Annotated in this window: 16 protein-coding genes and 1 tRNA gene; 5 read left to right on the top strand and 12 right to left on the bottom strand. The window is 41.2% G+C overall.

The features are described from left to right. Positions 1-129 precede the first annotated feature (129 nt). On the bottom strand, positions 130-2,028 hold the full coding sequence (gene selB / locus BMW59_RS14800) for a selenocysteine-specific translation elongation factor (protein WP_093053889.1): 1,899 nt from the start codon (positions 2,026-2,028) through the stop codon (positions 130-132). 239 nt (positions 2,029-2,267) lie between these two features. On the opposite strand from selB, the gene BMW59_RS21815 reads away from it, so the two are divergent. Both BMW59_RS21815 and BMW59_RS14805 read left to right on the top strand, forming a co-directional pair. After that, positions 2,268-2,364: transfer RNA gene (locus tag BMW59_RS21815), tRNA-Sec, on the top strand. A 306-nt stretch (positions 2,365-2,670) separates the two neighbouring features. Then, complete coding sequence (locus tag BMW59_RS14805) at positions 2,671-3,126, top strand: DUF305 domain-containing protein (protein ID WP_093053892.1); 456 nt, start codon at positions 2,671-2,673, stop codon at positions 3,124-3,126. A 503-nt stretch (positions 3,127-3,629) separates the two neighbouring features. Here the strand turns inward: BMW59_RS14805 and BMW59_RS14810 are convergent. Further along, entirely contained in the window at positions 3,630-4,109 is a 480-nt protein-coding gene (locus BMW59_RS14810; RefSeq protein ID WP_093053895.1) for a hypothetical protein, read from the bottom strand. A 480-nt stretch (positions 4,110-4,589) separates the two neighbouring features. Here BMW59_RS14810 and BMW59_RS14815 point away from each other — a divergent pair, with 480 nt between their 5' ends. Beyond that, the gene (locus tag BMW59_RS14815) at positions 4,590-5,552 is read left to right on the top strand and encodes a hypothetical protein (protein ID WP_093053898.1); all 963 of its coding nucleotides are present in this window, start codon (positions 4,590-4,592) and stop codon (positions 5,550-5,552) included. 48 nt (positions 5,553-5,600) lie between these two features. Here BMW59_RS14815 and BMW59_RS14820 read toward each other — a convergent pair whose 3' ends face one another. The 4 genes from BMW59_RS14820 to BMW59_RS14835 form a co-directional block, all read right to left on the bottom strand. Then, complete coding sequence (locus BMW59_RS14820; RefSeq protein ID WP_177174362.1) at positions 5,601-5,873, bottom strand: AbrB/MazE/SpoVT family DNA-binding domain-containing protein; 273 nt, start codon at positions 5,871-5,873, stop codon at positions 5,601-5,603. A 79-nt stretch (positions 5,874-5,952) separates the two neighbouring features. Continuing rightward, complete coding sequence (locus BMW59_RS14825; protein ID WP_093053903.1) at positions 5,953-6,846, bottom strand: collagenase; 894 nt, start codon at positions 6,844-6,846, stop codon at positions 5,953-5,955. Between the two features lie 146 nt (positions 6,847-6,992). Next, complete coding sequence (locus BMW59_RS14830) at positions 6,993-7,583, bottom strand: DUF6143 family protein (protein WP_245733130.1); 591 nt, start codon at positions 7,581-7,583, stop codon at positions 6,993-6,995. A gap of 167 nt (positions 7,584-7,750) precedes the next feature. Next, positions 7,751-9,223 carry an alkaline phosphatase gene (locus BMW59_RS14835; RefSeq protein WP_245733131.1) on the bottom strand — a complete coding sequence of 491 codons (1,473 nt, stop codon included), beginning with the start codon at positions 9,221-9,223 and terminating at the stop codon, positions 7,751-7,753. A 410-nt stretch (positions 9,224-9,633) separates the two neighbouring features. On the opposite strand from BMW59_RS14835, the gene BMW59_RS14840 reads away from it, so the two are divergent. Then, on the top strand, positions 9,634-11,295 hold the full coding sequence (locus BMW59_RS14840; RefSeq protein ID WP_093053906.1) for an SLC13 family permease: 1,662 nt from the start codon (positions 9,634-9,636) through the stop codon (positions 11,293-11,295). A gap of 88 nt (positions 11,296-11,383) precedes the next feature. Here the strand turns inward: BMW59_RS14840 and BMW59_RS14845 are convergent, their stop codons facing one another. The 6 genes from BMW59_RS14845 to BMW59_RS14870 form a co-directional block, all read right to left on the bottom strand. Continuing rightward, positions 11,384-11,998, bottom strand: a complete 615-nt coding sequence (locus tag BMW59_RS14845; protein ID WP_093053908.1) for a guanylate kinase — start codon at positions 11,996-11,998, stop codon at positions 11,384-11,386. Positions 11,999-12,361: 363 nt separating this feature from the next. Next, positions 12,362-13,594, bottom strand: coding sequence for an ROK family transcriptional regulator (locus tag BMW59_RS14850; protein ID WP_245733132.1), 1,233 nt, complete (start codon positions 13,592-13,594; stop codon positions 12,362-12,364). 88 nt (positions 13,595-13,682) lie between these two features. Then, positions 13,683-14,345: a DUF624 domain-containing protein gene (locus BMW59_RS14855; RefSeq protein ID WP_093053914.1), complete on the bottom strand. Its 663-nt coding sequence runs from the start codon at positions 14,343-14,345 to the stop codon at positions 13,683-13,685. 9 nt (positions 14,346-14,354) lie between these two features. Further along, entirely contained in the window at positions 14,355-15,188 is an 834-nt protein-coding gene (locus BMW59_RS14860; protein ID WP_093053917.1) for a carbohydrate ABC transporter permease, read from the bottom strand. Positions 15,189-15,200: 12 nt separating this feature from the next. Next, the gene (locus BMW59_RS14865; RefSeq protein WP_093053920.1) at positions 15,201-16,127 is read right to left on the bottom strand and encodes a carbohydrate ABC transporter permease; all 927 of its coding nucleotides are present in this window, start codon (positions 16,125-16,127) and stop codon (positions 15,201-15,203) included. Between the two features lie 117 nt (positions 16,128-16,244). Then, positions 16,245-17,582 carry an ABC transporter substrate-binding protein gene (locus BMW59_RS14870; RefSeq protein ID WP_093053923.1) on the bottom strand — a complete coding sequence of 446 codons (1,338 nt, stop codon included), beginning with the start codon at positions 17,580-17,582 and terminating at the stop codon, positions 16,245-16,247. A 317-nt stretch (positions 17,583-17,899) separates the two neighbouring features. Here BMW59_RS14870 and BMW59_RS14875 point away from each other — a divergent pair, with 317 nt between their 5' ends. Continuing rightward, positions 17,900-18,952, top strand: coding sequence for a family 43 glycosylhydrolase (locus BMW59_RS14875; RefSeq protein ID WP_093053926.1), 1,053 nt, complete (start codon positions 17,900-17,902; stop codon positions 18,950-18,952). Positions 18,953-18,956: the final 4 nt, after the last annotated feature.

Below are 18,956 nucleotides of genomic sequence, written 5' to 3' on the forward strand. Positions count from 1 at the left end.
TCGCCCCGGACACCCTTGCCATTCGCTAACGGTTCCCATTGCCAAGCCCGTAGTGGACTTCCACCACCTAGCTGTCAGACATGCCGGGCACACTAGGAAGAAAAAGACGGTAAAAACCGTCCTTTTCTTTTATTCAGCAGGCTTTTTTACCCACACACGCTCTGAATCTTCCCGTTTAGTAAAGCCGCTCTCATCTATGCGCTCCATTAACGGAACAAGATATTTTCTAGTAAGTCCAAAAATATGTTTGGCTTCCTGTAGAGTAAACCTTTCTCCAGTGTTGTGATAAAGGCTTATAAGTCCTTTATTGAAGGCATCAGAGGAAAGGAGATGTTTATCGTCCAGAGACATAACATTTCCTGTTCTAAGAAGAAAATGTGTCTGTTCCCGTGCCCAATCTTCCGGAAGCCCCGCTTTTTCAAAAAGAACAGCTGAAGGTTCCACTTCTAGACCCTGACTCATCAAGCTGTCTTCAACTTGCTGCATCCTCTTGGCCCACTGTTTTGGATAACCCGGCTTAAAATCAGCCGAAGCCAGTAAGGCGCCTGTTTTTACAAATACGCCTTGAGAAATAGCCTCGTCAATTATTTTTCCAGCCGCTTCGTTTCCATATGAGGAAAAGTCCTGTTTAATCTGCGCTAATTCTTTACCGTCCCTGAGGGGGTAGTCGGTGTGGTAAGCTTTAAGTTCCTCTTCGATCATATCGATCAGTTCCTGTGCAGTCGCTTCGAGAACAAGCGTCCTGCCAAACACTTTAAGGCTCCCTTCTTTGGCTAAAGCTGCTGTGACTTCATCCAATTCTTCTTTATCCATAGACAGGTCGTTTAGTGCCTCTTTTTCTGCCAGGCTTTTTTTCTCTTTCAAAAGGTCAATCAGCCTTTCTTCAGGTGTCCCTTTGCTTTTCCTGCTCAGCATCTCAATTGTCTCTTCGCCAAATTTATACTTCTCTGCCTGTGGGTCGATGACCGTTCCGCCGCCAATCGTTTCAACCGGGGACGGCCGCCTTAAAATAAACCTGTCGCCCCTGCGTGTAACTACAGGCTGATCAAGCCTGAGCTGGCAAAGGACGCCTTTACCTTCTGTCAACTCGTTCCGATCAAAAAACACAATTTTCCCGTAGACTTCTGCCGTGCCGAGATGGCATTTTATGTAGCCTCGCTGCTTCAGAGGGAATTTAAGGTTATCTACCGTATTCAAAGAAATATCAATTGTCCGGGTGGTGCTGTAATACTGGGTTGACACCAGCACATCCCCGCGGCTGACTTCCTGCTTCGAGACACCGCCCAGGTTAACCGCAACCCGCTGGCCGGCCCGTCCAGTTTTTTTAGGCTGGTGATGTACCTGGAGCTGTCTCGCCCGGACTTTTCGCTGCTGAGGCAGCAGTTCCAGCGTATCTCCTTCGCTCACTTCCCCTTCATAAACTGTCCCCCGTACGACGGTTCCCTGGCCGTGTACTGTAAATACCTGGTCAATCGGCAGCCTGAAAGCACCGCGTGCATCGCGCACAGGTATACCGGCAAGACGCTCCTTAATTTTTTCACGCAGCTCAGGAATTCCTTTCTTCGATACGCTGTCCACAAATAAAAGTTCGGATCCTTCAAAAAAAGTGCCTTCCACTTGGCCGCCAATATCTTCTTCAATCAGTTCAATCATATCTTCTTCGATCTGATCCATTTTGGTCACAACGATCAGTCCGTGGTGTATGCCTAAAAGATTGAGAATATCCAAATGTTCAACAGTCTGAGGCATGACTCCTTCATCCGCCGCTACGACTAGAATAACAAGGTCGATCCCTGCCACTCCGGCAATCATCTGGCGGATAAATTTTTCGTGCCCGGGTACGTCAATAACGGACACATGATAATCATCGCCAAGAGAAAGAGGGGCATACCCCAGTTCTATGGAGATTGCCCTTTCCTTCTCTTCTTTTAAACGGTCCGTATCTATGTTTGTTAAGGCTTTAGTTAATGTCGTTTTACCGTGATCAATATGCCCGGCCATCCCTATTGTGTAAAAACGTTCTGACATGTCGTCTCCTCCAGTCTTCCAGCTCAAAATATATCTTGGTTTATTTTAACACATGAGCTGTATCCTTTCCCCTTTTAGCCTTGAAAGAGGAGGAAAGTAAATAGGGATTGCATACGGGTAAGGATATTCATGGAGCAGTTTGGAAAGGTACCCGGAAACTTTCAATAGTTTTGTATAGCAAGTGCTTCATTCTCATGCTATAATGTTATTTGTCGTCAAAATAAAAGACATTTTATTACGGGGCCGGATGTGTAGCTGGTGCTTGCCGAGGTCTTCAAAACCTTCAGGGAGGCGCGTGACGTCTCCGGTGGGTTCGATTCCCACACGGTCCCGCCAATTAGTGTAATTTTACAAATAATACCTCAACGTTTTTTAATTGTAATAACTATAAACCTTGTAAAGCTATTCAAGCAGACCGCTGGGGTATTTTAGTACATATCTGCCTTCTACAATCCCTATGTAGAAGGTTTTTTAAAGTGTTTTAATTATCTGCTAACCGGATAAACCTGAAGCTGCACGCTATATGCTATTTAGTTTACTTTACATATTCACCTTCCTGAAGCCTACAATCGTTGTTAAGATGATTACTAAAAAAATAAACGGGGTATGGTTTTTTAAAACTACTTTTAGGAGGAATATTTGATGAAAATGTACGGAAGGTTTGCAGGGATGATTGTGACATCAACCTTAGTTATGTATTTATTCATGTATTTAAATACTTATGAGTTTGGCCATGTAGCTTTTAGTGAAACGAGGCTCTATATGGCATTGTTAATGGGGGCTACAATGGCTGTTATAATGCTGGGATTTATGACACACATGTTAACTAATCGAAAGTTGAACATTGGAATAATTGCAGGAAGTTTAGTTATATTTATCTTTGCACTCTTTCTGGTCCGCAGCCAAACCACCGTTGATCAGACATCTTATATGAAAGCCATGATTCCCCATCATTCTATCGCTATTTTAACCAGTGAACGTGCTAATATATCTGATCCTCGAGTTCAAGAACTTGCAGATGAGATAATAAAAGCACAACGGGAAGAAATCGATGAAATGAAGGAATTAATAGAAGAACTTGAAAATGAAGAAGAATAACCCGCATAGCCCACAGCAAAACAATATTATTGAAATTGGGTCTGACCTTTTAAAACTCCCTCTGGTCAGGCCCTTTTATAGGCTTTCTTGCCATAATTATTTGAATCTCCCTACAAAAAAGTCATACACTTATAGGTATGACTTTTTTCAACAATTTACAATTATTAAAATTCACTTTATTAGTTACTGCTTTGTTTAGTGTTAGCAGAATGAACGGATTACATCTTCCTTCTGAGTAATTAAGATAACTTCCTTTGTGACCGTTTATATTTATACATGTTTATAAGAACGAGTTGAGAACGAACAGCCGCAATTTCTAAAGTTTTTTCGAAGTCACCTGATTTACGGACTAAACCCCAGAGCTGACATACTGCGATTAACAATATATAAAACACGATTTAAGAAACCGACTTGACCGTCTGCAGTCCCTTCTGCTTCTGAACAGAGTTCGTTAAAAGGGACCGTAGGCGACGAGCCGTGACTGAATCAGGAATAAACTGATCTCAACTTTTCCCAGTAGTGTTATTTAAAAACTCCAGCCTTTTATTTGCTGCATTGATGAGGATGGAATTGTTCATTTTTTCTCCTGCAGACACAATGTTATGGAGCAGTTTTTCCAGCCCGCTCATCCCTGCTTTTTTAACAGCCAGCATGTCACATTTGATTTCGGAGAGTATATCCAGCTCATTTCCTTTACCTGCAGGATAAGTTAAATGCCCTATTTCATGCCATATGATTGCTTCTTTAATTTTTTCATCTGATAAAAACGATTTAAAATCATACACAAGAATACAACCGGCATAATTTCTGTCATTTGATTCTGTAAAAAGAGTCAGGATCCTTGTATCCAGGTTGTTTATCGCAAAGAAAAAATCAATTCCTTTTCCATGGTAGTTTGTCAGCTGTTGTTTATCTTCCAATACCAGTAGAGGTTTTTCCAATTCATATTTATCAGATGAAAGGATACTTCCCACACACTCCATGGTTCTCCCCCTTTTACTTTTTATTAACAAGTATGTAGGAGAAGCCTTCTTTTATACCGGTTTCACATAATTTGTATAAATGAAATAGGGACCCGGCGTTAGCCAGGTCCTATATTTGTTTTTTAATAAAAAATATATGCTTCCTCACAAATTTTCTCGCTTAGAAAGACAATAAATTTCTTCGTTATCTATATTTTGTATGGAATAACCATATGTTAATTAATCTGATTAATAATGATTAGAGGAAGAACTTTTTCCATGTAAGGCACAAAAAAGTTATAACAATTAGAGCTTGATAGAATATACCTATTTGGCTTTTTTTGTAGTCTTTTAACTCGGTCAATTGTTACAAAACCGTGACTATTACCTATTTAAAATAGGAAAATAATTGAAATATATCTTTACAAAGTAATAACTATGTTATAACTTAATAGTTGTGTTATCTATTTCCAAAATTTAATAAAAGGGAGAGAATTTTACATGGGACTAATTAGTGGGAAAGTAGCAGCAGCAGGTTTAGCCGGAGCATTATTAACTGGAGTTGTGTTCACAGGAGGACCAACAATCGACAAAACGAAAGATCTTCTTGATGATTTAAGAGATAAAGTAGTTCAATTCAATGCTAATGAAACAACTTTGAAACAAGAACTTCAAAACTTGCATACAGATTCAAACAACAGAATTGCAAAGGCTAACGAAATTATTGCTGATAAGCAAAATGAAATTAATTCACTTAAAGCAAATAAACAATACTTAGAAAGCGTTGTTAAATATCTTGAGCAACGTGTAGACGATCTTGTGATTGAAGTTAAAGAACTTAAGGACGAGCTTGGAGAAGCAAACGACACCATTGAAGCTAAAGAAGCTGAAATTGTAAAACTCACTGAAGAACTTGAAACAACTCAAGACCAGCTTACAGAAACTGAAGCAGACCTTGAAAAGCTTGAAAAAGAGTACGCTGAGTTAGAAGCAGAGAATAACGACAATAAGGACGAAGTACAGCGTGCCAACGATGAAGTTCAAAAAGCAAATGAAAAAGTAGAAGAGTTAGCTGATAAAGCAGCTGAAGTAGAGGAAGCGACTGAAGGCAAAGATCCTATGACTGATGGAGAAATCGAAGAGATTAACACGTCTTTAGATGAAGTTAATGAAGGTCAGTACACAGTTGAAAACTTGAACTTGACTTATATTCAGCTTACAGAGGAGTTTATTGCAGAACATCCTGAACTGGATATCCAGGAAGGTGAGCGTGTGTGGCGAATTACAAACAACAACGACTTTGACGTTGCTGTAACGTATTCATTCGCTGGTTCTTCTGACAGTGAAACAGTACTTGCCGGCACTGGACAAACTTTCTTTAAGACTGACAAAGGCGGCACATTAACAATCTCTTGGGAAAATGAAAAGGGAGACATTAAGAACAATACTAAAGCAGGCGCATAAACTAAAATAGAGCTGGTAAGGTACCTTCCTACCCCCCGGCTCCATATACTAAATGCCACGTTCCTTTAGTTTTCTATCTACAGCATTCTCGATCACTTGCTCAAGGTGGCTGAACGAGGGTGCTGTATTTTTATTTCTGATTGTGATGACATTTAAATTTTTATCAAATTCCACTTCCACCCTGTCACTGCTTTCAACACCCAGTTCTTTTAAATAAGGAGAAGGAATGATAATACCTTGTGAGTTGCCTATTTTAGTAATTTTTCTTTCTATGTTAATCACCGCCTCATCAATGATGCTTTTTTCGACAAACTCATCCAATAATAGACAAATAAATTATACCATTATTTTCATTATTTATCCTACGGCAAGGATTAAAAATATAAAGAAGGCCTAGAAACTATTCAACTGATTGAATGTTCTCTGATAAAAACTCTTCTATATCCTCCGATTTCAGACCTGACGCAGTATAGAGACCTGTCTCAAAGTCTTCTGCTTCTTTTGTTTCTTTTAATATGTGCAGAAAGACATCTTCCTGGTTCGTTTCAGCAATATACTTTACCGCAAGATAGCTTTGGCCGTATACATCCGTATTTTCTTTGCTTTCTGCTTCTTCCCAGCCTGCTTTATCAGTTAAGTAACTGAAAGGAACAATGGTCATATCTGATTCTACAAACTTATCATTTCCTGCATAGTCGCTCAGTCCTTCTTCAAACCAAACAGGTATCTCTTTCTGATCTATTCCCATATCTTCTATCTTCTGCCTGAACGCATAATGAGTATATTCATGTATGATAGTTGATTGAAATTCAAACAGATAATTTTTCTCTCCGTCAAGAACCGCCTTCTTATTTTTCGGCAAAATGGCCAGCAGCTTCTCACTGTCTATATAATAACCATCAGTATTGGCTTCACCAGTCAGATTGTAGAATTCTTCCTCGTTTTCGAAAAGAACAGTCTCTACAGGCCTCTCCTTATACTCTCCTAAAAGGTCGTTGTTTTTTTCTATCGCACGTTTAATCGTTTTTTTAATTAACGGCATTAATTCTTCAGATTTTTCCGGAAAATAAAAAGTAATATGGTTAAAAGTTGCTTTCTTTCTACCCTGTTTCAGTTTTTTTTCCTGCTCACTGTCTTGATCTTCTTCTGAAGAAATCAACGTTTCCACATAATTTCTTTCGCCTTTTATGCCTTCATCCAGTAAAGGCTGCAAAGTATAAAACCCGGCTGTTGAAAAAACAACCAGGGAAAAAAATATAATAGTAATGGCTTTTATCTGAAATACTTGTTTCATAGGCACTCCTTAATTACCCTCAAATTTTGCAGTTAATATTGAGAAGGAATCTTTTTATAAATTATTACCCTTTTTTTTTAATCAATAACTTTCTTTACCAGATTGGCCGCCATCCTAAAATTCATATTAATCTATTTTTTTAAAGCTTAACTATATTTTGTCCGTTTTACTGGTTCTTCCCACCAGCCGAATGCCACTCTGCCGGAAGCAGCAATGTTTGGCGCTTCAGGAGCTGAAACATTCACAAGGAAAGATCCGCCTTCCTTAAAAATAAATTTGCCATTTTCAACATCTACCAGGGTGGCCTCAGGCTGAGCCCTCCTGACAAATGCTTTAATTCCTCCAATAGGTTCGCCTTCCACATCGGTAGCGAACTGGAGTTTTATTTTAGGTTTAGGGAGCGGACGGAAAGCGGTATTAGCCGGGGTCACCAAGTCGGATTGGATTGGTTTACCCCGAGGCTTTGAATTAAACCAAAATTGGGCACGGAAAGGGACTTCAGCTACATCTGTCACAGTCCAAACATTGACATGTAAATTGACCCTGGAATTAGGAGGATTATATAATCTTGCCCAAGTACTTTTCCCAAGCCCAAAAGTCAGCTCGTCAGCATAACCGACAAAATAACGTCCTCTTTCTGACTGATACAATTCTATAGGGATATTAACCGCTTCAATACGCTGATCTGGCTTTTGTCTTTTTTTCCTTGCAGATACCGGCTTTTTAATATCTTTCAAATGAACACCTTCTTTTTAAATTTTTTTAAGCTCCTTTATTAATTACGGTTGAGCTAAACTTGGAAAACATATAGGCGTTTTTTATGTTATTCACGGAATATAGAATGGTGAACGCGGGTAAAGAAAAAGACCCCCTCTTTTTAGAGGCGGTCCTTGTTTTAAAAGTATTAGTCATTTGTCTGATCAGGAATTTCACCAGGCTTGAAATCCAGTTCGCTTACTTCAGCCAGGATTTGAGTGATATCCGTGTTATCAAGTGTCCCATTAAATCTTTCAGCTCCGAGACCTTCTGCGAAAACCGGCACCATATTTCCTGTGTGTCCGCCTGTGCTGCTTGCGGCACGAATTTCTCTGCTCATGACACCCGCACCATACTGGTCAGCAATGAATGAACCGATTTCCCAGCCTTGCTCATGAGGAAATCTTAATTCTCCTTCTTCATCATAAATATACTCATTAAACGCATCGATGTTTTCATCCGACATTTCAAAGTTGGCATATTTCTGAACCACGCTTCTGACTGACTCAGGAGTATAAATGCCCTTATCTTCGTCAAATTCAAATTGTGAAACCATATATTCCGGAGAGGCTGACACATTTCGAAGGGCTTCTTTGTCCATCACTTCTGAAGCAGCCATTCCCATTGTTTCATGGTCGGCCAGCACAACGACAAGCGTATCATCACGCTCTCCTGCCCATTCCATCACGTCTCCTACAGTTTCATCAAACTCTATGGTTTCCTGCCAAACACTTGTGAAATCAGCAGCATGAGCAGCGTGGTCAATCCGGGCCCCTTCAATCATTAAGAAGAAACCGTCATCATCCTGCGAAAGCATGTCTAACGCCACCTCAGACATTTCATTCAGAGAAGGCTCATTAGAGTCATATAAATCGTAATCCACTTTATAGTTCATAAATGAATCATGAAATAAACCTAATAGTTTTTCAGAGTTTTCTACATCAAGTAATTCATCGCGGTCAGTCACAATATCATAGCCTAACTCCTCAAATTCCTCAATCAGGTTATTCCCATCCTGACGCTCCGGCAGGAAGTAATCCGTTCCGCCGCCGAGCATTAAATCATACTCGTTTTCAAGCATCTGGCGTGCAATCTCTTCCTGACCTGATCGGCTCTCCACGTTCGCTGTAAAAGCTGCCGGCGTGGCGTCTGTTACAGTATTGTTTGAAATGACTCCGACCTTTCTGTCATGAGCCTGAAATAATTTAAGTATGCTATCGAGTTCATTACCATCCGGGTCAACACCTAACATGCCATTATCTGTTTTTACTGAAGTTGCTATTCCTGTACCCGCTGCTGCAGAATCTGTTACCCAATTATTACTGGAATAAGTCCTCATAAATGCGGCATGTTCAAGTTTCTCCATATGTAAAATACCTTCTTTTCCGTGCTCAAGCAAACGTGCGATCTCAATCTGACCTACTCCCATACCGTCTCCAATCATCATAATAACGTTTTTTGGAGCTGTTTGTGTTCCTTCGCTATTTTCTGACTGGTCAGTGTTTCCGCCATTATTATCCGGGCTGGCATCCACCTCATCGCTCTCGTTATTGCATGCCATTAAAACCGAGGCTGTTATAGCAAGAACTCCAGCAGACCTCATTAATTTAGAAAATTTCATTTAATCCCTCCTAAGGTAATTGTAAGACATCTGACGTCATATGTTAACGCTTTCAATTTACCATAGATCAGCTTTTTTAACAACAGAAATAAGCTTAAAAACCCCTTCAATTTCCTAGTACTATTAAAGCCATTTTTAGAGGGAAATAGACCTAGTGATTGACTGGCAAAACTATTAATACCTCTGCTCTCCCCTTCTAATTTCACCGGAGAAACCTTGCCCTTCCTGCCTTTAGCATCAGTTTCAGACAATTAATAAAAATAAGAATCCGACAGCATTCCGCAGGATGAGCCTGCTGGAACTTCTCATATGCCCCCTATCGTTTCTGGGAGCGGTTTCACAAACGGAAATCTGGTGGTACAATCTGGTCGAAAAGACAACTTTATACTTGAGGAAGGGGCTAGTTTTAAATGAGTACTATGAAACGTCTATGGAACAAATCGTGGGAAAGCCACTACCGCGTCAAAGATCTGCTGAGATTTGTAAGCGGCAGGTCAGGAGGTGAACCTCCTTCTGAATACAAAGGCCGCATGGAAAAAGCCTCCGGAAAAATGACAGGTACTTACCGTGAACCTTCGCCGGATGGAAGAGATTTTTCACTGAAACAAATTGTCGGCTTGTTTCTAGGTCCTCTTTTGTTTTTCATCATTCTATTATTCTTTCAGCCTGAAGGACTTCCGCTTGAGGCACGCGGCGTTCTTGCTGCCACGACCTGGATTGCCACATGGTGGATTACAGAGGCTATTCCAATTCCGGTTACGTCACTTTTACCTATTATTTTATTTCCACTGGTCACTAATCTTGGGGTAGGGGAAGTTACTCCAAACTACGGTGACAACATCGTCTTTCTTTTCCTTGGAGGATTTATTATTGCTCTGGCGCTCGAGAGATGGAACTTACATAAGCGGATCGCTTTGACAATCATTAATGCGGTCGGCACCAGCACAAAGCGACTCATGCTAGGGTTCATGCTTGCAACCGCCTTCCTTTCTATGTGGATTTCTAACACAGCAACTGCAATGATGATGGTGCCTATTGGAACAGCTATCATTTATCAGTTCTCCCACCTGATCGATGACAGGAAAGTGAAAAATGCGAAACAACAAGAAGACCAGTTTGCAAAAGGCCTTATGATTGCGATTGCCTTCTCTGCATCCATCGGCGGACTTGGCACAATTATAGGCACACCGCCAAACACGATCCTCGCCGGACAGCTTAGGGAAATCTTTGACGTTGACTTGTCGTTTGCCAATTGGATGCTGTTTGGTGTTCCTTTAGCCGCCGTTCTTTTAATCATTGCCTGGCTTTATCTAATTACCTTTGCTTTTCCTATAAAAATGAAGGAAATTCCCGGCGGACATAAGGTCGTACAAAATGAACGTAAGGCGTTAGGACCTATGAGCCCCGATGAAAAAGTAGTTTTGACAGTTTTTACATTAACTGCGCTTGCGTGGATCAGCCGCTCATTCGTCCTTCAGGAGTATGTCCATCCGAACATCGATGATACGCTCATAGCGATTACAGGTGCACTTGTTCTCTTTTTAATCCCTTCTTTTAAATACCAGGGGGTTAAGCTGATGAACTGGCATACCGCTAAAGACGTGCCATGGGGGATCCTCATCTTATTCGGCGGAGGGCTCGCCATAGCCGGGGCTTTTGGTGAGACCGGCCTTGATGTGTGGATCGGTGAACAGCTCACCGTTCTGATCGGAGTCCAGTTTATTGTTATTGTCCTCGCCGTATCCATTTTTGTGGTCTTTCTCACAGAAATCACCTCAAATACGGCATCAGCGACAATGCTAATGCCGATTATGGCCTCGCTCGCTTATGCGATAGACGTCCATCCATTCGCCATGATGGTGCCAGCTGCTGTGGCAGCATCGTGCGCATTTATGCTCCCTGTTGCTACCCCGCCAAATGCCGTTGTGTTTGGTTCAGGGTATTTGAAAATGGGGGACATGATTAAAGCCGGTTTCTGGATGAATATTATTGCAGTAGCCGCACTTGTAACCTTTGTAACGCTTCTTCTGCCGATTGTTTTCGGCATTGATTTGACTACATTTCCAGGTTAAATGATACAGCCTGCCCCAAATAAAAGGGGCAGGCTGTTTATTGGTTGTTTTTTAAAATGTAATCTAGTTAAACTGCAACCACTATCAATTAAATTTTTTCCGGCTCAGACGATGCTTTCTTTTCTGCAAGTTTCTTTTCAAAATAATTCTCTATTGTCTGGGTGACTTCGAATGCCGTATGGTCAAGTTTATAGTTTTCAAAAACATGTTCGCAGTGAACTCTGTAGGCCATATCCTCGTCATAATGAGCTAAATGCCGCTCAATGATTGCCGGAGTATCGCCTCTCTCCTTTTGTCTGTTTATGACAGTATTACGGTCAGCATAGACGAAAAAGCGAATAACTTTATCGCCGTAAAGCTTTTTCAGGATATCTGCCCCCTCCGGATTCACAACGAGGTAGATACAGCCTTTTTTCTCGAATGTCTCTCTGATATCTTTTTCTTTAATACCGTAAAAATGTCCGTCAACTTCTACACTTTCGAGAAACTCACCGTTATTTATTGAGGCTTGAAATTCTCCCGGTGAAATGTAATGATAGTCTTCCCCGCCCGTTTCGTACGGTCTGCGGTTTCTCGTCGTATAGGAAATGACCCCTTTCATCTGCAAGGTATTTTCTCCTACAAGTTTTGAAACAGTTTTCCGTCCAGACCCGTCAGGTCCTGTAAAAACAAAAATAAGCTCTTTTTCTTTCAGATTATACATTTTATCTCCTCCCCAAATTAAAATACGCCACTTGTTTAAATAGTTCTAGCTGAATCAGCGGCTAAGTACAGCTTATTCAGTCGACCAGGCTTCACGTAATATCTTCTAATAACCTGAAGATCCTCCCCCTCATTTAAAGCCGGTTCCTCTTACTATTCAATAAATATAACCTGCATTCCTTCTTTTTAAGTTTTACACCTTCTGCCAGCCAGCATAAAGAAATCGCTTTCAAAAGATCAATTACCACTCCATTATAGAAGAATACGATAAGATAATAGAGTTTATGAATAAATATTTAAATAAAAAGAAAGGACCAGCTCAAAGATATTGAGCTAGCCCAAGTGTCATTTATTGAATAGTCGCTTATCCATTTATTTTTAAAAACTTTCCTGTATCAAATAGTTGATTAATAACAAGCGTAAAAGCTCCTGTAACCATTCCTTTTTTTCCTAAGGACGAAACAGCAAGTTCAGTCGTGTCCTGCACCGACCTTACGCTGCATTTTCTCATCATTTCTTCAAGCGGGCTGAGGAGAGGCTCTCCTGTCCTGAACAATTTCCCTTCAAGAACGACTTTAGAAGGGGTCAGCATGTTTACGACATTACCAATCGCTATTCCTAAATACCTGCCAGCGTCTTCAATCACTTCCAGGGTAAGAGGGTCTTTTCGTTTAGAGGCCTCATAAATCATATCCATAGTAAGATCTCCATTTTCCTCCACCCACTCTTGTAAAACAGAACGCTTCCCGAGCCTTAATCTTTTTTGTACTTGTTCCATTATGGCAAATTCGGAAGCATAAGCTTCAAGACAGCCATAATTGCCGCAATGGCAGCGCGGCCCGTTTACATCTACTATCGTATGCCCGATTTCTCCTGCACTATGAGCCGGGCCATGATATAACTTGTTATCTATAACAATCCCTGACCCGATTCCAAGTCCTATACTGACACAAAGAAAATGCGAGACCCCTTTACCCTTGCCAAACCAGCTTTCAGCCAGTGTTAGTGTGCGAACATCGTTCTCAACAAGAACAGGGACAGAAAATTCATCTTCTAAGTAACGTTTCAGCGGAATATTTTCTAAATTTAAGTGAGGTGAAAATATAGCAATTCCTTTTTCTGAATCGACAAGTCCATGCATCCCTACTCCTATTCCAATCACAGAGTCTAAAGGAGTGCTGTTTACTTTCAAAACCTCATATACTGAAGAAGCAAGCGATTCCAAAAACATGTCCATTGGAGGAGGAGATTTCATCCGTATTTCTTTTTCTGCAATAATGGTGCCATCAAGAGTAGCCATAACTGTCCGGATCACTTCTGCAGCTGCATATATACCAACCGCATAAAAAGCTGTCGAGTTAACCGAGAGCATCAGCGGTTTCCGGCCGCCTTGAATTTTCCCGACGCCCCGTTCTTCAACTATGAGTTTCTCTTCCAATAATTCCTGGACGAGCGTTCCGACAGTAGGAGGCGTCAGTTTTGTCCGTTTAGCTATTTCAGCCCGGGAAATTGAACCTTCCAAACGGATAATATTTAAGATAGTTGATCTGTTCATTGATTTCATGCCTTCAAAACTGCCGGTTTTTGGCACATACATCATTGGAAAAAACCTCAATTCTTTTTATAGAAGTAGTTAGTCAAAATATAACATAATTTCTTATTAAATACCTTTGATTTAACAGGCTTTATGTTTTCCATGGACGTAATGTCCCGCTCCAGGACACCTCACTGGAGAATGAATATTTCTCAGGTTCATACTGGTGAAGCAAATGGAGTACTGAATTTTGAATCATAACAGTAAGAATGCCTGCCCAGATGGTAAGAGCAATTGTAAAGAGTGAACACACTAATGTTACTGCGACTATATATAAGCTCATATTAATCGTAAACCCAAAGTTTTCACTCACGAGTTTAAAGGATCTCAGCAAAACGATTTTTAACGAACTTTGCCCCTGCTCAATATATACCGGAAATGCATACAAATAAATTAAATGCCACATGAACAGAAGGTAGATTAATACCATCCCCGCTAGCATAGGTAGAAACAATTCACTCCTAATCAGAGTGATCGAGTAGATAACCCCCGGGAAGGTAATAAGTATATAAACGAGTTGCAATTTAATGCCTGTTCGCCAGTTATCTTTGAAAGCCTGCCAGAAATCCGCTGGACGAACCATTTTATTTTCACGTTTTTGTTTGAAGACAGTAAACATAGCTGCTGTTGCAGGTCCTGCTGTTATTATTGGCAGCAGGCACATCCACCAACAGATGGTTGTCCACACCAAAAAACCTAAATGATGGTAACTGTCGAATAGGCTGCGATGAAACACCTTCATGGCCTCTCTCATGGAAATCACCTACCCTTTAATCCCTGTTAAGGCTATACCTTTTACAATAAACTTCTGAGCAAAAACAAATAAAATTATTACCGGAATAGCAGATAACACAGTGGCTGCCATAAGCTTTGCAAACTGTATATTAAACTGCCCCTGCATGATCGCAAGCCCGACAGGCAATGTTCTCATATCCGCACTAGTCGTAACAATGAGCGGCCATAAATAGTCGTTCCAGTTAGCCATAAACGTGAATAGGGCTAAAACGATAAGGGATGGTTTCGCGAGAGGTAATATAATTTTCCAATAAATATAGAAAGCAGACGCCCCGTCAATGCGGGCTGCCTCTTCCAATTCAGCCGGTATGCCGATGAAAAACTGGCGAAGCAGGAAAATACCAAACACACTTGCAAGTCCCGGAAAAATAAGGGCAGCATAATTATTTACCCAACCTAACGTACTGATTAGTCCGTAAAGCGGCACCAGGTTCATAACTGGCGGAATCATCATGGTCCCCATCAGCGACCAGAAGAGCACGTCTCTTCCCCGGAAACGCAGCCTTGAAAATGCGTACGCAGACATGGAATTAAATAAAAGCATGAGCAACGTATGAACCGTGGCAACAAAGAAACTGTTAAAAAACCATCTCATGACAGGCACATCCTGTCTCATAAACACGTCTGCATAATTTTCAAATGTGAGGGTTTCAGGAATCCACCGGATCGGCCACGAAATCGCCTGGCTTTCCGGCTTTAAGGATGTAGAGATCACCCATAATAATGGAAGAATCCAGAACAGTGCCATTACACATAAAAATACTAAACTTATCCTTTTCGATACTTTATCTTCATTATTCATGCTTGGCACCTCCTATTTTTCTCTTGTCATTAATTTAAATTGAATGAGACTGATTGACAGAAGAATCATTCCCAGTACTACTGACATTGCTGCACCCAGGCCGGCTCGAGGATTTCCTCCAGTAAATGCGGTGTCATAAATATATAATATTAAAACCCTTGTTTCGTAGCCGGGCCCTCCTCCAGTTGCAAGCTGAGGCTGTGCCATAACATTAAATGAAGCAAGTGTCGTCATCACAACTACAAAAGCTAATGGCCCTTTTAAACCAGGCAATGTGACATGGAAGAACTGCTGGATTTTATTTGCGCCGTCAATTTTGGCAGCTTCATAAAGATGGTCTGGAATCTCTCCAAGACCCGCAAGAAAAAGAATCATATTGGTCCCTATCGTCCACCAGATTGTCATTACAACAAGGGATATCCAAACCCAAGGTGTTCTTGTCAGCCAGGGAATAGCATCGAGACCTAACGTTCCAATATAGTAGTTAACAAGGCCGGCGTTAGTGTCCAAAAGCCATATCCAAATTAAAACAACGGTAACTACTGACAGAAGACTCGGAGCGTAAAACAGAGCCCTGAAAAAATTCTGTCCAGGAGGCCGCGCATTGATTGCTATAGCTATAAATAACGGAATTAGAATAAGCGGGGGGACGGATAATATGACAAATATAAATGTGGCCCTGAATGCAGACCAGAAATATTCAAAGAACAAACTGTCTGTATTCCAAAGTATATTTGCATAATTTTGCAGACCAACAAAGGACATATCCCCAAAGAAGTTCCAATTATGAAAGCTGATAATAAAACCGTAGATCGTCGGATATGCCAGGAAAATCAGGAAGAAAATTAAATGAGGCCCGATAAACAATAAGGGAGTCAGTTTTTCTTTCCAGTTTCTTTTGTAAACCGGAGGCTGGTCACCAGTTTTAGTAATTGCCATAAAAAGTCCTCTCCTCTGTAGCTTTAGTGTTTGAAGCTCAGAACATTAAATACTGATAATTAGTAAAAAGAAAAGGAGGACAAGAGTGATTCTGCCTCCTTCTCTTTTCATCAATAATTAATTATGAGCTGCTGCAGCGTCCTCTGCGTTAGCTTCTCCTTCACGGGCAGCACGGTCAAGAGCTTCCTCAGGGGAGAGCTGACCAAGCATAGCTTCGTCGACAGCTGGTCCTGTTGGCCCCCATGTATCACCGTAATAAGGCGAGGTTGGCGGAAAAACAAATGTCTGTTGGGAAATGTTATATTGGTGCTCCAGCTCCTGGAATTCTTCACGTTCAAGGACAGAATAGGCAGCCGGCACTTGACCTGCTCTCGCCCAATCTATACTGTTTTCAGAAACATACCGGATAAATTCCATCGCTGCTTCCTGCCGCTCCGGATCCTCTTCTTGCTGCTTTGGAAGCACAAAATTATGTGAACCGGCCCATACCCCTTCCTCGTCTCCAAATTGCGGCATTGGAGCAGAACCAAAATTAAGTCCATCCTGTTCTTCAAAACCTGTAATCATCCATATCCCATTGATATGAAAAGCGCTGTTGCCTTGGCGGAATAAGGTAACTTCTCCGTCAGCTTGGACATCAGATGGAGATACTTCATGTTCGTACACGAGATCTACCATTTTCTGCAGTGCCTCTTCCCCTTCAGGAGAATTATAAAGTGCTGTCATTCCATCATCACTTACTGTTTCTCCTCCGTGGGAAACAAGTGAAGAGAAAAAGATCATATTACTAGGCCAGTAAACCGGCATGGCTATTCCGTATGCGTCGGATGAATCCTGCACAGCCAGTGACATTTCGACCAATTCATCATAAGTTTCCGGCGGCTCGCTGTAACCTGCTTCTTCTAATAAATCGATATTATAATACAGAGCCAACGGATGAACATCTAAAGGAATAGCATAACGGCTTCCCTCATATTCACCTGCCTGCCAGACTTCTTCGATGAAATCGTCTTCTTCAAGGCCTATATCTGCTGCAAGCTCATCTAAAGGAGTAAGCGTATCATTTTGGGCATAACCGGCTATGGAATCAAGATGCATAATTGCGATATCCGGAGCTTCATTGTTAGCTACTACCGTCCTGTACTGGTCATAGAAATTGTCCCACGGCATCGTCTGGGTGCGGATAGCAATTTCTCCTTCATACTCTTCATTAAAATCAGATATGATTCGTGCAATGTCATCCCCATCAGGTCCAGTGAATCCGTTCCAGAAATCAAGTACAATATCGGCATCTCCTACGTCACCTGGCATATCCTCTTCCACTTCTTCACCGCCATTATTTCCTTCAGAGTCAGAATCTTCACCTGCTCCGCCTTGCTGTTCAGGTTCTTGGCATGCAGCCAGAATAAGAAGCGATCCAACAGTAACGGCCGACAATTGTTTAAGCTTTTTCATTTGTCATCCCCCTTAATAAATTTGATAAGAACAGTTTCGGTAAATTAACGGTTAAGTATATTAAGTTAATTTACTTATTGATCACATGATAACGCATACATTTTGAAATATCAATGATTAATTCAAAAAAATTTTTGTGTAAATTATTGCTAATTAGCACTTTTCTGCTATATGAAAAGCCAATAAAACCCTTTTGCATCAGGGTATATATAGTATTGCTCCCCTCTTATCAAAGTAAGCCTTTTCATGTTTTAAATTGTCTGCTATAATTCAGTAAATAAATTAAGTTTATTAACAAACTTGTTAGGAGGGTGAGAATGAAAAGAACAATTATAATAGCTTCCTCTGCTTTGGTTTTAGTATTAACTGCAGGCTGTTCCCTCGAGAACAACCATAATGAAGAAGCGCTCCATACTCCCGAATACGAAAATCCAGTTTTTGAACCTGTCCTGGCCGATCCGTCTGTGATCTTCAGCGAAAGTATGGGCTATTATTATGCTTATGGCACAGAAGATAACTGGGGAGACGGAATGGGGAATCGTGTGGTTCCAGTCGTCAGGTCAACAGATTTAGTTAATTGGGAATATGTTGGCGAAGCTTTCAATGAGAAACCAGACTGGAAAAGTGATGGAGACTTGTGGGCTCCTGATATCGCTTATTTCCAGGACCGCTATTATTTGTATTATTCGCAATCTGTCTGGGGGGATCCTAACCCTGCCATAGGAGTCGCGGTGGCAGATACGCCTGAGGGCCCGTTTGAAGATAAAGGAAAATTATTTGATAGTGATGAAATAGGTGTCCCCAACTCTATTGATCCGCAACTTGTCATTGATGACGGGGTTCCTTATTTATTTTGGGGAAGCTGGTATGGAATCTGGGGAATTGAACTTACAGAAGATGGGCTGGATTACACAGGCGAAAAATTTCAAATAGCGGGGACTGATTTTGAAGCTCCCTATATTATTGAACGAGACAATTACTATTACTTTTTTGGTTCAAAAGGGTCGTGCTGTGAAGGCCAATGGAGTGAATACCGGGTAGCTGTTGGAAGGTCTGAGCAATTAGAAGGGCCTTACTTAGATAAAGATGGGAATGATCTGTTAACAAGCAGCGGCTCCCTTATTCTTGAAGGCGGAGAGCACTTTGCCGGGCCGGGGCATAATGCAGTAATTACGGATGAAGCTGGTGATGACTGGATGATCTACCATGGTATTGACCGTGATAATCCTTGGATAGGAAGCGGCACTACCAGACGTCCATTAATGATAGATAAGTTAGCTTGGCAAGATGGCTGGCCGGTAATAGAAGATGGCCTTCCCGGAGAAGGAACCCAAACCGGACCAGCTACAGCAAATACAAATGAAGAGTAGATGA

The sequence above is a fragment of the Salipaludibacillus aurantiacus genome (genome assembly GCF_900111295.1).
In the GTDB taxonomy this organism is placed as follows: domain Bacteria; phylum Bacillota; class Bacilli; order Bacillales; family Salisediminibacteriaceae; genus Salipaludibacillus; species Salipaludibacillus aurantiacus.

Coding starts and splice junctions, on each gene's coding strand:
- BMW59_RS14805 (WP_093053892.1), top strand. CDS start 2,671: ATGAAAATGTACGGAAGGTTTGCAGGGATGATTGTGACATCAACCTTA.
- BMW59_RS14835 (WP_245733131.1), bottom strand. CDS start 9,223: ATGAAATTTTCTAAATTAATGAGGTCTGCTGGAGTTCTTGCTATAACA.
- BMW59_RS14810 (WP_093053895.1), bottom strand. CDS start 4,109: ATGGAGTGTGTGGGAAGTATCCTTTCATCTGATAAATATGAATTGGAA.
- BMW59_RS14870 (WP_093053923.1), bottom strand. CDS start 17,582: ATGAAAAAGCTTAAACAATTGTCGGCCGTTACTGTTGGATCGCTTCTT.
- BMW59_RS14875 (WP_093053926.1), top strand. CDS start 17,900: ATGAAAAGAACAATTATAATAGCTTCCTCTGCTTTGGTTTTAGTATTA.
- BMW59_RS14825 (WP_093053903.1), bottom strand. CDS start 6,846: ATGAAACAAGTATTTCAGATAAAAGCCATTACTATTATATTTTTTTCC.
- selB (WP_093053889.1), bottom strand. CDS start 2,028: ATGTCAGAACGTTTTTACACAATAGGGATGGCCGGGCATATTGATCAC.
- BMW59_RS14845 (WP_093053908.1), bottom strand. CDS start 11,998: ATGTATAATCTGAAAGAAAAAGAGCTTATTTTTGTTTTTACAGGACCT.
- BMW59_RS14850 (WP_245733132.1), bottom strand. CDS start 13,594: ATGTATGTGCCAAAAACCGGCAGTTTTGAAGGCATGAAATCAATGAAC.
- BMW59_RS14840 (WP_093053906.1), top strand. CDS start 9,634: ATGAGTACTATGAAACGTCTATGGAACAAATCGTGGGAAAGCCACTAC.
- BMW59_RS14855 (WP_093053914.1), bottom strand. CDS start 14,345: ATGAGAGAGGCCATGAAGGTGTTTCATCGCAGCCTATTCGACAGTTAC.
- BMW59_RS14860 (WP_093053917.1), bottom strand. CDS start 15,188: ATGAATAATGAAGATAAAGTATCGAAAAGGATAAGTTTAGTATTTTTA.
- BMW59_RS14815 (WP_093053898.1), top strand. CDS start 4,590: ATGGGACTAATTAGTGGGAAAGTAGCAGCAGCAGGTTTAGCCGGAGCA.
- BMW59_RS14865 (WP_093053920.1), bottom strand. CDS start 16,127: ATGGCAATTACTAAAACTGGTGACCAGCCTCCGGTTTACAAAAGAAAC.